The 13,179-nt window shown below is 69.4% G+C and carries 13 protein-coding genes; 11 read left to right on the forward strand and 2 right to left on the reverse strand.

The window, feature by feature from the left end:
• The first annotated feature begins 53 nt into the window (after positions 1-53).
• From AMYHA_RS14625 to ligD, 6 genes are all read left to right on the forward strand, one after another.
• Positions 54-1,178 carry a class I tRNA ligase family protein gene (locus AMYHA_RS14625; protein ID WP_034271782.1) on the forward strand — a complete coding sequence of 375 codons (1,125 nt, stop codon included), beginning with the start codon at positions 54-56 and terminating at the stop codon, positions 1,176-1,178.
• A gap of 37 nt (positions 1,179-1,215) precedes the next feature.
• Positions 1,216-2,175 carry a glutathione S-transferase family protein gene (locus tag AMYHA_RS14630; RefSeq protein ID WP_034271784.1) on the forward strand — a complete coding sequence of 320 codons (960 nt, stop codon included), beginning with the start codon at positions 1,216-1,218 and terminating at the stop codon, positions 2,173-2,175.
• Between the two features lie 28 nt (positions 2,176-2,203).
• The gene (locus tag AMYHA_RS14635; protein WP_034271786.1) at positions 2,204-2,497 is read left to right on the forward strand and encodes a hypothetical protein; all 294 of its coding nucleotides are present in this window, start codon (positions 2,204-2,206) and stop codon (positions 2,495-2,497) included.
• 70 nt (positions 2,498-2,567) lie between these two features.
• Positions 2,568-3,692: an Rv2629 family ribosome hibernation factor gene (locus AMYHA_RS14640; RefSeq protein WP_231104761.1), complete on the forward strand. Its 1,125-nt coding sequence runs from the start codon at positions 2,568-2,570 to the stop codon at positions 3,690-3,692.
• Positions 3,693-3,720: 28 nt separating this feature from the next.
• Positions 3,721-4,053, forward strand: a complete 333-nt coding sequence (locus AMYHA_RS14645) for a hypothetical protein (RefSeq protein WP_034271788.1) — start codon at positions 3,721-3,723, stop codon at positions 4,051-4,053.
• Between the two features lie 23 nt (positions 4,054-4,076).
• On the forward strand, positions 4,077-4,982 hold the full coding sequence (gene ligD, locus AMYHA_RS14650; RefSeq protein ID WP_034271791.1) for a non-homologous end-joining DNA ligase: 906 nt from the start codon (positions 4,077-4,079) through the stop codon (positions 4,980-4,982).
• Positions 4,983-5,042: 60 nt separating this feature from the next.
• On the opposite strand, the gene AMYHA_RS14655 is transcribed toward ligD, so the two are convergent.
• Positions 5,043-5,543 (reverse strand): hypothetical protein, encoded by a 501-nt coding sequence (locus tag AMYHA_RS14655; RefSeq protein ID WP_034271793.1) that lies wholly within the window; start codon positions 5,541-5,543, stop codon positions 5,043-5,045.
• A 298-nt stretch (positions 5,544-5,841) separates the two neighbouring features.
• Between AMYHA_RS14655 and AMYHA_RS14660 the strand changes: the two genes are divergently transcribed.
• Positions 5,842-6,192 (forward strand): ArsR/SmtB family transcription factor, encoded by a 351-nt coding sequence (locus AMYHA_RS14660; protein ID WP_051400415.1) that lies wholly within the window; start codon positions 5,842-5,844, stop codon positions 6,190-6,192.
• Positions 6,193-6,300: 108 nt separating this feature from the next.
• Here AMYHA_RS14660 and AMYHA_RS14665 read toward each other — a convergent pair whose 3' ends face one another.
• Entirely contained in the window at positions 6,301-7,227 is a 927-nt protein-coding gene (locus tag AMYHA_RS14665; RefSeq protein ID WP_034271795.1) for a LysR substrate-binding domain-containing protein, read from the reverse strand.
• A gap of 122 nt (positions 7,228-7,349) precedes the next feature.
• Here AMYHA_RS14665 and AMYHA_RS27955 point away from each other — a divergent pair, with 122 nt between their 5' ends.
• The 4 genes from AMYHA_RS27955 (at position 7,350) to AMYHA_RS14690 (ending at position 13,151) form a co-directional block, all read left to right on the forward strand.
• Complete coding sequence (locus AMYHA_RS27955) at positions 7,350-9,374, forward strand: 4Fe-4S dicluster domain-containing protein (RefSeq protein WP_051399935.1); 2,025 nt, start codon at positions 7,350-7,352, stop codon at positions 9,372-9,374.
• A 64-nt stretch (positions 9,375-9,438) separates the two neighbouring features.
• Positions 9,439-10,548, forward strand: coding sequence for an Mrp/NBP35 family ATP-binding protein (locus AMYHA_RS14680; RefSeq protein WP_034271797.1), 1,110 nt, complete (start codon positions 9,439-9,441; stop codon positions 10,546-10,548).
• Positions 10,549-10,574: 26 nt separating this feature from the next.
• The gene (locus AMYHA_RS14685) at positions 10,575-12,155 is read left to right on the forward strand and encodes a SulP family inorganic anion transporter (RefSeq protein WP_051399936.1); all 1,581 of its coding nucleotides are present in this window, start codon (positions 10,575-10,577) and stop codon (positions 12,153-12,155) included.
• Positions 12,156-12,221: 66 nt separating this feature from the next.
• Positions 12,222-13,151: a PfkB family carbohydrate kinase gene (locus AMYHA_RS14690; protein ID WP_034271799.1), complete on the forward strand. Its 930-nt coding sequence runs from the start codon at positions 12,222-12,224 to the stop codon at positions 13,149-13,151.
• Positions 13,152-13,179: the final 28 nt, after the last annotated feature.

Below are 13,179 nucleotides of genomic sequence, written 5' to 3' on the forward strand. Positions count from 1 at the left end.
CACCCATCACCGGCGTGCTGCCACCCGGTGGCGCGCGGCGGCATACTCGACCCATGAACGCCAAGTGGGACGCCGACGCCACGCTGGTGCTCGGCGAACGGACGGTGCCGTTGCTCGACCGCGCACGGGTATACGCCTGCGGCATCACGCCGTACGACGTCACCCATCTCGGTCACGCCGCGACGTTCGTCTGGGTGGACGTCCTCGCGCGGGCGTTGTGGCAACTCGGCGTGGATGCCGAGATTTGCCGCAACGTCACCGACGTGGACGACGTCCTCGACGAGGCCGCCGCGCGGGCGGGCACCGACGCGGACTGGTACGCCGCCGTCGGACAGTTCCAGTTCGACACCGACATGGCGAATCTGAAGGTCCGCGCGCCGCGTCATGAGCCCCGCGCCCACAGCTACATACCCCACGTCGTCCGGCTCGCACGTCATCTGGTGCGGTCAGGGCACGCCTACGTGGCCGACGGCAGCGTCTACTTCCGTGGCGGCGACATCCCCGCCGTGGCCGGGATCGACCGGACGACGGCACTGGACCTCGCCGCCGAGTTCGGCGACCAGCCGGACGACCCCGCCAAGCACGACCCGCTGGATGTCGCGGTATGGCAGGCATGCGGCCCAGACCGGGTCGGCTGGGACTCGCCGTGGGGCAGGGGCCGTCCCGGCTGGCACGCCGAATGCGTCGCCATGGCGTCGTCGGTGTTCGGCGTCGGCGTCGACATCCACGCGGGCGGCGCGGACCTGACCTATCCGCACCACGCCTGTCACGCCGCGATGGCCGAGGCGCTGACCGGGGTGCGGCCGTATACCCGGTCGTGGTTGCACGTCGGGGTGGTGACCGTTGACGGCGAGAAGATGGCGAAGTCCTCCGGCAACCTGGTGCTGATCTCCGATCTACTCGCCGACCACGCCGCGGCCGTGGTCCGCATGATGATTCTGGACCGGCCGTGGCAGGAGTCCTGGGACTACATCCCAGCGCTGCTTGACACCGCAGCCGAGCGGCTGGAGCTGCTGTACAGCGCGGCGGGCCGCCGCACAGCCGACACCGCTACCGCCGAGGACGCGTTGCGCATGGCGTTGCGTACCGATCTGAACGTGCCCGCCGCGCTGGATATCGCCATCGACAGCGGTGGCGCCGCAGCGCGGACCATGGTGTCCGTGCTGGGGCTCGGCTGACCCGCACTCGACCCAGACAGATGTGAGGAGTGGTTCCGTGAGTACGCAGACAACGGAATTCGTCCGCGCGCCCAATGCCTTCACCGACCGGGTTACCGCCGATGGGTCATCCGGGTGGCCCGTCGAACCAGGGCGCTACCGGCTGGTGGTCAGCAAGGCGTGTCCGTGGGCCAGCCGGGGCCTGATCTCGCGGCGGCTGCTCGGACTGGAGGACGTCCTCTCGGTCGCCGTCGCCGACCCGATCCAGGACGAACGCAGCTGGCGGTTCACGCTCGACCCTGGCGACCGGGATCCGGTGCTGGGCATCCGGTTTCTGTCCGAGGCGTATTACAAAGCCAATCCCGACTACACCGGCGGCATCAGCGTGCCAGCGCTGGTCGACATCCCCAGCGGGAAGTTGGTCAGCAACGACTACCCGCAGCTGACCATCGACTTCGCGACCGAGTGGCGCGCCTACCACCGCGAAGGCGCGCCGGATCTGTACCCCGAACATCTGCGGGACGAGATCGACGAGGTCAACGACGCGGTGTTCACCGACGTCAACAACGCCGTCTACCAGGCGGGCTTCGCGAAGCGGCCGTCGGCGTACGCCGACGCCTACCACCGGCTGTTCGCCCGGCTTGACCAGCTCTCGGAGCGGCTGGAGCGGCAGCGCTTCCTCGTGGGCGAGACCATCACCGAGGCCGACATCCGGCTGTTCACCACGCTGGTGCGGTTCGACGCGGTGTATCACAACCATTTCAAGTGCAACCGGAACAAGCTCACCGAGATGCCAGTGCTGTGGGCCTACGCGCGCGACCTGTACCAGCAGCCCGGTTTCTACGACACCGTCGACTTCGACCACATCAAGCGGCACTACTACGGGGTCCACACCAACATCAACCCGACAGGCATCGTGCCGCTCGGACCCGACCTGTCCGGCTGGGACACCCCGCACGGCCGCGAACAGCTCGGCGGACGCCCGTTTGGTGACGGTACTCCGCCCCTGCGGGATTAGCCGCGCCCGCAGTGGCTACCCCAGCGACATGAGTACGCGAAAACCCCGCCGCGAACCCACCCGAGCGGACTACGAACGTGGGCTGCCGGACTATCACGACCCGACGGGCGGCTGGGCGGGCGCCGCCCCGATGTACAGCGCGCTGACGCTGCGACTGTGGCTGGCCGCGCTTGGCTCGATCCTCTGCGTCGCCGTCGGGGTGCTGTGGGTGACCATCGGCGGCATGGTCTGGCTCGGCGTCGTGCTGTTCGTCGTCGCGGCGGGCCTCGTCGTCGACTTCGGTTGGATACTGCACCGGAAACGCCGCGGCGAGCCAGGCTGACCACGCGGATTGATCCGCGCCCCGCTGGGTACCCCCTTACCGACGAAGATCCGGCACAAGGGAGGTCACGGTGGACATCGCGGTGGATTCCAGCCTGCGGGAACTGGTGACCAGGACGCGGCAGACGAGGGGAACGCCGTTCGCCTCGGTGTACTACGAGAACTCGCACACCACCGAAGACGCCACCAAGCTGCTCGAACTGACCTGGCGTGAGCTCGCGGAGGACCTCAAGGAGCAGGGCGCGGACGCTGACACTATCGCCGCGCTCGAGGACGCCGTGTGGTCCGCGCCGTACCCCGTCGGCCGGAGCGGGCGCGCCCTGATCGCCTCGGGCGGCACCGTGCTGATCAATCGCACCCTCGGCGAACCCCCAGCACGATCGGTCGCGCGCTGGTCCACGCTGCCCTATCTTGTGCCGCTCGTCGCGCACGCGCCACCGTCGGTGCCACACGTCATCGCCACCGTCGACAAGGTCGGCGCTGACGTGACCGGCGTCGATAACACCGGTGCCGTGACATACCAGCACCCCGTGCTCGGATCGGAGCATCCGGTGCACGAGGCTGGCACCAATGCCGGGCTGCCGCGCAGGCACGACCGCGAGCACGTGCAAGAGATCGTCAAGCAGAACATCCACCTCGTCGCCGAGGACGTCACCAAGGTCGCCGACGCGGTTGGCGCGGAGCTGGTCGTGCTTTCCGGCGAGGTCAAGGGCAGGCGGTGGCTACGCGACGCGCTGCCCGACCGGATCCGCGAACACGTCGCCGAGGTCGGTGCCGGCGGCCGCACCCAGGCCCCGTACAGCGATGCCCTCGACGACGAAGTCCATAGCCTCGTCGCCGACCGGGAGCGGCAGCGGGTCGCCACGCACGCCGACCAGTTCCGGGCCGCGCTCGCGCAGCCGGACGGCCTCGCGGTGCAGGGCCTCGGCCCAGTGTGCGACGCGCTGCGTGAAGCGAACGTCGAGGCGCTGCTGATCGGCGCGGACGACGACCAGCACGTCCACACCGGCGCCGATCCCATCGAACTCGCCACTGAGCCAGAGCTGCTCGACCAGCTCGGCATCTCGGTGGTCGACCGCGACCGCGCCGACGAGGCGCTTCCGCTCGCCGCGATCGCCGTCGGCGCCGACCTGCTCGTCGTCGGGGACGACCTCGCGCTCGAGGACGGATTCGGTGCGCTGCTGCGCTACCGGTAGCGCCACCCAACGGTGAGGGAGTACGACAATGCCGCAACGCGCATGGAACACAAAACGGGAACGACAGTACGAACACATCAAGGAAGGCGCCAAGGAACGCGGTGCGAGTAAGGGCCGCGCCAAGGAAATCGCGGCGCGCACCGTGAACAAGAACCGGGCTCGTACCGACGAGGCCAACCAGAAGAGCACGACGTCGGTGCGCGACGTCGCGCCGCAGCAGCGCGGCGGGCACCGTTCCGGAAAGCGGCTCGGACCTGGCGGTCCCACCAAGGACCAGCTCTACAACGAGGCTCGACGCCGCAACATCAGGGGGCGCTCATCAATGTCGAAGGGTGAACTCGCCCGAGCCCTCGGGCGGTGATCCGCGCACCGAGGAGGTGCCCCATGCCGATCACAGGCCGTGAGATCCCGATCTCGAACCAAGACAAGATCCTGTTTCCGCAGGCGGGGCTGACCAAGGGCGATCTCGCCGATCACGTCCAGCAAGTAGCGGATGTGATGCTTCCTCACCTGCGCGACCGGCCGCTGACGCTGCGACGGTACCCGGATGGCATCGACGCGGAGGGGTTCGTGCAGAAGCAGGCAACAGAGCACTTTCCGGAGTGGCTGGACACGGTGCGCGTGCCGCTGCGCGAGGGCGGCACCCAGCGCGCGGTGCTCGCTTCGAGCGAAGCGGCGCTGACCTACCTGGCCGACCAGGCCACAATCGAGTTCCACATCTGGCCGTCGACCGTGACCGACCTGGAACGGCCGGACCTGATGGTGATCGACATCGATCCGCCGGACGGTTCGGCCGCCATTGGCGAGATCCGGAGCGTGGCGCGGCGGCTGCGGGACCTGTTCGGTGAGCTGGGGCTGCTGGCTTACCTGCAGGCCACCGGTGGGCGGGGATTCCACGTCCTCGCGCCGCTGGATCGGTCGGCGGGCTTCGACACGGTGCGCCGCCTGGCGGCTGACATCGCCGACGTCATGGCTGCCGACGACCCGAGGCACCTCACCACGGAGTTCCGCAAGGAACACCGGGGCAAGCGGACCTTCCTCGATGTCAACCGCAACGGCTACGGCCAGACGTTCATCGCGCCCTATTCCGTACGCGCCCGGCCCGGCGCGTCATGCGCGGTGCCGCTCGACTGGGGCGAGCTGGCCGGGGCGTGGCCGACCGGCTGGGACATGCGTCGGCTGCACCGGCGGCTGGCGCAGAAGACCGACCCCTGGCAGCGGCTGCACGACGATCGTCTGGCGTGCTCCCCCGGCGAGGCGGCGCGTCGGCTGGCCGCGATCCGGGACTGAGGTGAGGCGACGCGGTTACTCCGGCGGGCGCTCCGGAGGCCTCGGGGGCGGCCCCGCCGTTCACTCCTCCGCGCGGTCGGGCGATTTCGGCGTGTCGGGCGGATCATGGGGCTCGCGGAGCGCGTTGGCGACCGAGCCGCCTGCCTTGTCCGCGCTCTGACCGCGCCGTTCGGCGTCCCCAGGTGGCGCTTCATCGTCGAACTGTTCCCGCACAAGCGGTTCTTCGGGGGCCACCGCCGCGTCGTCGACCGACGCATCCAGTTCGCTGACCGGGGTCGCCGACACCGACAGTTCCGGCGGCTCGGACACCTCGGTGTCCGGCTGCTCCTGCCGCACCCGCTCATCGAGGGTCTCGCCCTGTTCCTGCTCGAACGGCGTCCGGTCGTAGCGTTCGGCCGCCGACCACTGCTCCGGTGGCTCGACGCCGGTCTCCAGCGGATCAACCTTAAGCCGGTCCTCATCGAGGTCTTCGCTGCTGTTCAGCGCCGCCGGATCGGTCTCGACGTCGTCGGGCATGCCGGTGTCCTGCGGTGGCGTGCCGGGGTCTTTGCCCTCCGTCATGATGACCTCCCATCGGGCGGCATCGCTGTCACGTCAAGGATTGACCCTCCCGGCGGAGCCGAAACATCACCCGCGCCCTACGACAGCAGCGTCGCGCCATGCGATGCGGGAGCGCTGTGGATCATGAGACCGTTTGGTCGTCATAGCGACCACAACGTCTCATGATCGACGTCCTGCGTTCGGCTTCGCTCATCCGAGCACCCCTTCGTGGCAGACGGAGTGCGGCCACATACAGACAGTGTGCGCTGACCACACCGAAAGCTGTGTCACGGAGATCGGCGCCAACTACTCTGAGGACATGGGCGATCAGGTTTCGGGACTGGATCCGGCCTTGCGGGCTGAGCTGCATGAACTGACGGCGAGCTTGTGTAAGGCCCTCAATGACTCCAAGCGGCTCATGCTGATCTACGCGCTCGCGGACGGCAGTCGTTCCGTCGGCGAGCTCTGCGCCATGCTCGAGACCACGCAGCCGAATGTCTCGCAACATCTGGCGATGCTGCGCGAACGCGGCGTCGTGGACGCCACCCGGCGCGGCACCAGCATCTTCTACTCGCTGCGGTACCCGCGGCTCGTCGAGGCAATCGACGTCTTGCGCGGCGTCATGGCAGAGGAGGCGGGCCGCCGCCAGGGACTCGTCGCGAAACAGTAGGGCGCGGCCCAGCCAAGTGGATCATGATGCGTTGCGGCGGTATGGATCGCCGGAGTGCATCAAGATCCCCGCGGCACCGCTGTCCGCGCGCCACCAGTATCCGCACGGTCACACCAGCTGGCGCAACTGCCGCGTCGCGGCGACGACGTCCCGGAGCACAGGGCCGAGCTGTTCCCCCGCGCGCAGCACCAACCGGAGTGTGCGTCGCAGATCAAGCTCCGCGGTCGGCACGACGACGACCTTGCCCGCCGCGACGTCCTCGGCAAGCACCAGCGAGCTGAGCACAGCGGGCCCGACACCCGCCTCGACCGCCGCTTTGATCGCCGTGGTCGAGGACAGTTCCATGATGGCCTCCGGCCGGTTCTCCTCGACGTAGCCGAGCCGCGCCAGCTCGTGGTCGAGCACGTAGCGCGTGCCGGAGCCGGGCTCGCGACTGATCAACGGTGTACGGGCGAGCTCGTCGGCGGTCACCGGTTCCCTGCGCGTCGCCCACACGTGGTTGTGCGGCACCACAAGCAATAACTCGTCGGTGGCGACCGCATGCGACTCCAGCCCCTCGCTGACCTCGGCGCCCTCAACGAACCCCAGGTCGACCTCACCGCTGCGCACCTTCTCGGCGACACGCACCGAGTTGACCACCTGCAGTCCGATGCTCGCCGAGGGCAGCCGTCGCCGTAGCTCGGATAGCCACCGAGGCAGCAGGTACTCCGCGATGGTCATGCTGCACGCGAGCCGCACTCTGCTGACCTGTTCATTGCGCAGCGCGTCGATGCCGGCATCCAGTTCGCCCGCGGCGTCGACGACCCGGCGCGCCCAGTCGGCGATCATCGCGCCCTTCTCGGTGAGCCGCGAGCCCGTGTTCGAGCGGACAATCAGCGGCACGCCGATCAGTCGCTCCATCGTGCGAATTCGGGAGGCGGCGGCGGGCTGCGAGATGCCCCGCTCCCGGGCGGCTTTGCCCAGGCTGCCCAGCCGCGCGACGCTGAGCAGCAGGTCGAGCGCGCCTAGTTCGGGCACCCGTGAGGGCAACGGCATGCCAACTCCAAAGTTTGGTTTTGTACCTCCCAAAGCCAAGGTTAGTACCGCGTCGATACCAGCGCCATTACGGTCACGATGAGTCAACGGTGCCTAGTGGTGCTCGCTCCCGGAGGACACTCATGCGGTATGGCTTCGCCATCGACCAGAACACGTGCATCGGCTGTCATGCCTGCACCGTGGCCTGCAAGACCGAGCACGAGATACCGGTCGGCCAGTTCCGCACGTGGGTGAAGTACGTCGAGTCCGGCGAGTTCCCCGCGACCACGCGTGACTTCGGCGTGATGCGATGCAACCACTGCACCGACGCCCCGTGCGTGACGATCTGCCCCACGCAGGCGCTGTTCAAGCGCGACGACGGCATCGTCGACTCCGACAACGAGCGCTGCATCGGGTGCAAGGCATGCATGCAAGGCTGCCCGTACGACGCGATCTACATCGACGCCGACACCAACACCGCGGCCAAGTGCAACGTCTGCGCCCACCGTGTCGACGAGGGACTTGAGCCCGCGTGCGTCGTCGTCTGCCCGACACACTCCATCTGGGTCGACGACCTGGACGACCCGGAGAGCGGCATCGCGAAGCTCGTCAACACCAACCCGACGCAGGTGCGCGCGCCGGAGCAGAACACCGGCCCGAACGTCTTCTACCTCGGTGCTGACCGGGCCGTGCTGGACCCGACCGCCGCCCCGACCGGCGACTCTTACCTCTGGGCGCGCCCCGACGAGCACCGCCGCGAGGTCTCCCGCGACCTGCCGGTCGACCCGGTCACCACGGCACGCACCACGCTCAACACCGCCCACCCGCGCCCGTGGGGCTGGCGGGTGACGACGTACCTCTGGACCAACCCGGACGGCTTCACCTGGATCGAGACGCTGACCGACCCCGACACAATCGGGCTGCACGTGGCGCTCACACCGACGTGGTCGGAGACCGCCGAGTTCGCCGACTACGTGCTGCCGATGGGGCACTCCAGCGAACGGCACGACACGCACTCGTATGAGACACACGCCGGGAAGTGGCTCGGCTTCCGGCAGCCGGTGCGTCGCGTCGCGATGGACAAGCTCGGCGAGCGCTACACCGACACCCGCGACGTCAACCCCGGCGAGGTGTGGGAGGAGAACGAGTTCTGGTTCGAGCTGTCCTGGCGGATCGACCCGGACGGCGCGCTCGGCATCACGAAGTACGTCGAGTCGCCGTACCGCTCCGGCGAGAAGATCACGACCGACGACTACTACCGGTGGATGTTCGAGCACAGCGTCCCCGGCCTGCCGGAGAAGGCCGCCGCGCAGGGCATGACGCCACTGGAGTACATGCGCCGCTACGGCGTGGTCGAGGTGGACACCGACATCTACCGCGTGGACGAACGCCCGCTGACCGACACCGAGCTGGCGGACACGACGGTCGACGAGCAGGGCGTCGTGCGTAAACCGGTCACGCTGGACTCGGTGGCGCCGGTGTTCGGCGAGGCGGGCGAGTTGGTGCTTGTCCCGACGTTCCGGCTGCCGACGCTGATCCACACCCGCTCCGGCAACGCCAAGTACCTCAACGAGATCTCCAATACCCACCCGGTCTGGCTGAACTCGGTCGACGCCGCCCGCCATGGGGTGCGCACCGACGATCTGGTGCGGATCAGCACCGAGATCGGCTATTTCGTGGCGCGGGTGTGGGTCACCGAGGGCATCCGGCCGGGCGTGTGCGCCCTGTCGCACCACATGGGACGGTGGCGGCTGCATCCCGGCGAGGGCAGCCGCTGGGTGTCCGGCATGGTGGAACTGTCCCATCCGGACGGTGAGCACACCTGGCTGCTGCGGCACAAGGGCGGCGTCGCGCCGTTCGACTCCACCGACCCCGACTCGTCGAGGATCGATTGGGAAGACCCCGGCGTGCACCAGAACCTGGCGTTCGCGGTGCAGCCCGATCCGCACTCCGGCATGCACTGCTGGCTACAGAAGATCAGAATGGAACCGGCCAGGGACGGTGATCGCTACGGGGACGTCTATGTGGACACCCGGCGTTCGGCCGAGGTGTATCGCGAGTGGCTGGCCAAGACGCGGCCCGCGCTCGGGCCCGGCGGCCAGCGGCGGCCGGAGTTCATGATGCGCCCGCTCGCCCCGACCAGGCGCGGCTACCGGACTGGCCGGTGATCCGGGTGGGCGCCGCCAAGACCGAGGACCTGACTGACGACGTGACCAACGGACGTGACGGACCATGCTGACCCGGCTGCGCACCAGCGGCATCGACGAGACGGCGTTGTGGGAGGCCGTCGCCGCCGTCGAGGATCCGGAAATCCATCGGAGCCTCGGTGAGCTCGGCATGCTGCGCGACGCTCGGGCCGGACGCGGCGGCCGGGTACACGTCGAGGTCGCGCTGACCACATCCGGCTGCCCGCTGCGGGAACGGTTGCGCGAGGACATCACGGCGGCGGCGAACTCGATCGCCGGCGTCAGCGCCGTGGACGTCAGCTTCGGCACGCTGTCCGAGCGGGAACGCCTCGCGCTGTCCCAGCGGCTGCGGGAGCAACGCGCCACCGGCATCGGCGAGCACACCCGGGTCTACGCCGTCGCGAGCGGCAAGGGTGGCGTCGGCAAGTCCACGGTGACGGCCAACCTCGCGGTGGCGCTCGCCGCGCGGGGCAACCGGGTCGGGGTGCTCGATGCCGACGTCTGGGGCTACTCGGTGCCGCAGCTGTTCGGGGTGCGGTGCAACCCGATCGCGCTGAAGGGCCTGATGCTGCCGGTTGAGGCGCACGGGGTGCGGCTGATGTCGGTCGGGTTCTTCGTCGACGACGGCGAGCCGGTCGTGTGGCGCGGGCCGATGCTGCACAAGGCGCTTGAACAGTTCCTCGCCGATGTGCACTGGGACGAACCCGACGTTCTCGTGGTCGATCTGCCACCTGGCACCGGAGACATCACGCTCTCGCTGCTGGAACTACTCCCCCAGGCCGCGCTGCTCGCCGTCACCACGCCACAGCTCGCCGCACAGACGGTGGCATCCCGGGTGGGGCGGATGGCGCGCGACATGCGGATGCCGGTCGCGGGCGTCGTGGAGAACATGAGTTCGCTGGCGTGTGCGTGCGGACGACACACGCCGTTGTTCGGGTCCGGCGGTGGTCAACGACTCGCGGACGAGCTGGACATCGACCTGCTCGGGCAGATCCCGATCGACGCCGCGCTGACCGAATCCGGCGATGCCGGTGTGCCGGTGGTGGCCAGCGCGCCGGACGCGCCGTCCGCCGTGGCGTTGACGGAGATGGCGACGCGGCTGCCCGTGGTGACGCGGTCTCTCGCAGGGGTACCGCTGCCGCTGAGTGTCGTCTGACTGCGCACGACAGGATGAGGTGATGGGTGAACCGGCTGAACATAACATCGTGGGCGCGGCGCGCTGACCACGGCGAACGCCAGCCGTGGCGCAGCTGGCTCTGGCATGACCTGCTCGCGGGTGTCAGCGTGGCGATGATCGGCATTCCGCAGTCGCTCGCCTACGCCGACCTCGCCGGAATGCCACCCATCGTGGGCCTCTACGCCGGTGCGTTGCCGCCGATCATCGCGGCGCTGTTCGCGTCATCGCCGTACCTGCAGACCGGACCGGTCGCGATCACGGCGCTGCTGACTTTCGGTGCGCTGAGCACGATGGCCACCCCGGGCAGCCCGGAGTACGTCGGCCTCGGCCTCGCGCTCGCCCTCGTCGTCGGCTTGACCAGGGTGTTGCTGGGGTTGCTGCGCGCGGGCTGGGTGGCGTATCTGATGTCGCAGCCGATGCTGCTGGGTTTCGTGCCAGCGGCTGCGATCCTGATCGCCAGCGCGCAGCTGCCCAAGGCGCTCGGCGTCGACCCGCCGGAGTACGGCAACGCGATCCTGCGGGCGGCGTGGTCGCTGACGCATCCGGACCGCTGGACGCTCGCCGCGGTGCTGCTGACGGCGATGGCGGCGGTGCTGATCCTGGGCGGTCGCAAACTGCACGCGCTGTTCCCCGGCGTGCTCATCGCCGCGATCGTCGGCGTCGCGGTGTCCGGTATGGGCTTGTACCCCGGCGACGTCGTCGGGGCTGTCCCGTCAGGGTTCCTGCCGTTCACGTTGGACGACATTCCATGGACGGCGGTGTCACAGCTGCCGACACTCCTGCTCTCCGGCGCGATCATCGCGCTGATCGGGTTCTCCGAGGCGGCGTCGATCTCCCGGCGGTTCGCCTCGGAGGACCGCACCCGCTGGAGCGCGAACCGCGAGTTCATCAGCCAGGGCGCCGCCAACATCGCCGCGGCGGCGGCCGGCGGGATGCCGTGCGGCGGGTCGTTCTCCCGCAGCTCGGTCAACCGGCTCTCCGGCGCACGCACCCGCGTCGCTGGTGCGGTCACCGGGCTGACGGTGCTGGCGTTCCTGCCGTTCGCGGCGGTGCTGGAGCCGCTGCCGCTCGCCATGCTCGGCGCGATCGTGATCGTCTCGGTCATCGGGCTGATGCGCATCCGGCCGCTGCTGCGGCTGTGGCGGCTCTCGCTGCCGCAGGCGTTGATCGCGTGGACGACGTTCGTCGCCACGCTGTTGCTCGCGCCCCGGCTGGACCTGGCGGTGACGATCGGGGTGACGTTCTCGGTGGGCGTGTTCCTCTGGCGGTCGCTGCAACTGGAGATCGACGTCGCGGCACACGACGGCGTGCTCACCTTCACCCCACGTGGTGTGCTGTGGTTCGGCACCGCGCAGAAGCTGGACACCACGCTGCTCGACGCCCTCGCCGACCACCCGGACGCCACCCGCCTGGTGATCGAGCTGAACCGGCTCGGCCGCATCGACACCACCGGCGCGCTCGTCCTCCGGTCGGTGCTCGATCAGGCCCGCGTCGCTGGACTGGACGCCGACGTCCACGACATCCCGCCACAGTCCGAAGCCCTGACGCACCGCGTGCTCGGGCCGGACACGGACCCGTTGGAGTGAGAGCCTCGTCCCCAAACCCTCCCCCCGGCGGTGTAAACCGTCCCCGGCACCGGGTATGCCTGAACCGTGGCGGATGAGGTAGTCGTGCTCGGGCAAGTGGCGCGGGACCTCGTCCTGCGCGTCGATGACGTCCCTGACCCTTACGGCAACGCCACGGTGCGCACGCGTCGCGAGATGCTTGGCGGGAAGGGCGGCAATCAGGCGGTCGCGCTGGCTCAGCTCGGGGTGCCCGCCTCGCTGGTCGGCGTCGTCGGGAACGACTCGGTAGGCGCGCGGCTGCTTGAGCAGGCCCGGACCGACCGCGTCGACGTCAGCCACGTCATCTCCCGTGAGGGCGCGCAGACCGCGCTGATCGTCGACATCGTGGACGACACGCGCCGGTGGCGCTACCTGGAGCACATCCCCACCGACGTCCGGCTCGCCGAGAGCGACGTGCTCGCGGCGTCGACAGTGATCAAACGGGCAGGGTGGGTGCTCTGCCAGCTGCAACAGCCCCTCGACGCGATCCTGCTCGCCACCCGGCTGGCGCGCGACGCCGGCACGCGGGTCATCCTGGACGGCGCGCCGAGCGGCTCAGCGGACGACATCGCCGAGGTGTTCTCCCGCGCACACGTGATCCGCGCGAACGAGCACGAGGCGGAGCTGCTGACCGGGCAGCCGATCACCGACGTCACCACCGCGGCCGACGCGGCGTATCAACTGCTGGACTACGGACCCACCCTGGTCGTGCTCGCGGTCAGCGGCGCGGGCAATCTGTTCGTCAGCCGCACCGGCAGACAGCTGTTCCCCCTGCTCGACGTCGATGTCGCTGACACGACCGGGGCAGGCGACGCACTCATCGGCACGTTCACGGCGGCGCTCGCTCATGGCGAAGGAACGCGGCGGGCGGCCGCGTTCGCCGTCGCGGCGGCGGCGAACAGTGCGAGCAGGCTCGGTGGCCGTCCAGTGCTGCGCTGGCGCGACCTCGCGGCGGACGCGGAGCGGCTCGCGCCCTGACGCCACGTTTGTCCGATGGCCGCATTGG

Origin of the sequence: Haloechinothrix halophila YIM 93223, from assembly GCF_000504245.1 — a bacterium.
GTDB classification, from domain to species: domain Bacteria; phylum Actinomycetota; class Actinomycetes; order Mycobacteriales; family Pseudonocardiaceae; genus Haloechinothrix_A; species Haloechinothrix_A halophila.

Excerpts from the sequence above, each read along its gene's own strand:
- AMYHA_RS14625 (WP_034271782.1), top strand. The coding sequence starts at position 54 with ATGAACGCCAAGTGGGACGCCGACGCCACGCTGGTGCTCGGCGAACGG.
- AMYHA_RS14635 (WP_034271786.1), top strand. The coding sequence starts at position 2,204 with ATGAGTACGCGAAAACCCCGCCGCGAACCCACCCGAGCGGACTACGAA.
- AMYHA_RS14645 (WP_034271788.1), top strand. The coding sequence starts at position 3,721 with ATGCCGCAACGCGCATGGAACACAAAACGGGAACGACAGTACGAACAC.
- ligD (WP_034271791.1), top strand. The coding sequence starts at position 4,077 with ATGCCGATCACAGGCCGTGAGATCCCGATCTCGAACCAAGACAAGATC.
- AMYHA_RS14655 (WP_034271793.1), bottom strand. The coding sequence starts at position 5,543 with ATGACGGAGGGCAAAGACCCCGGCACGCCACCGCAGGACACCGGCATG.
- AMYHA_RS14660 (WP_051400415.1), top strand. The coding sequence starts at position 5,842 with ATGGGCGATCAGGTTTCGGGACTGGATCCGGCCTTGCGGGCTGAGCTG.
- AMYHA_RS14665 (WP_034271795.1), bottom strand. The coding sequence starts at position 7,227 with ATGCCGTTGCCCTCACGGGTGCCCGAACTAGGCGCGCTCGACCTGCTG.
- AMYHA_RS27955 (WP_051399935.1), top strand. The coding sequence starts at position 7,350 with ATGCGGTATGGCTTCGCCATCGACCAGAACACGTGCATCGGCTGTCAT.
- AMYHA_RS14680 (WP_034271797.1), top strand. The coding sequence starts at position 9,439 with ATGCTGACCCGGCTGCGCACCAGCGGCATCGACGAGACGGCGTTGTGG.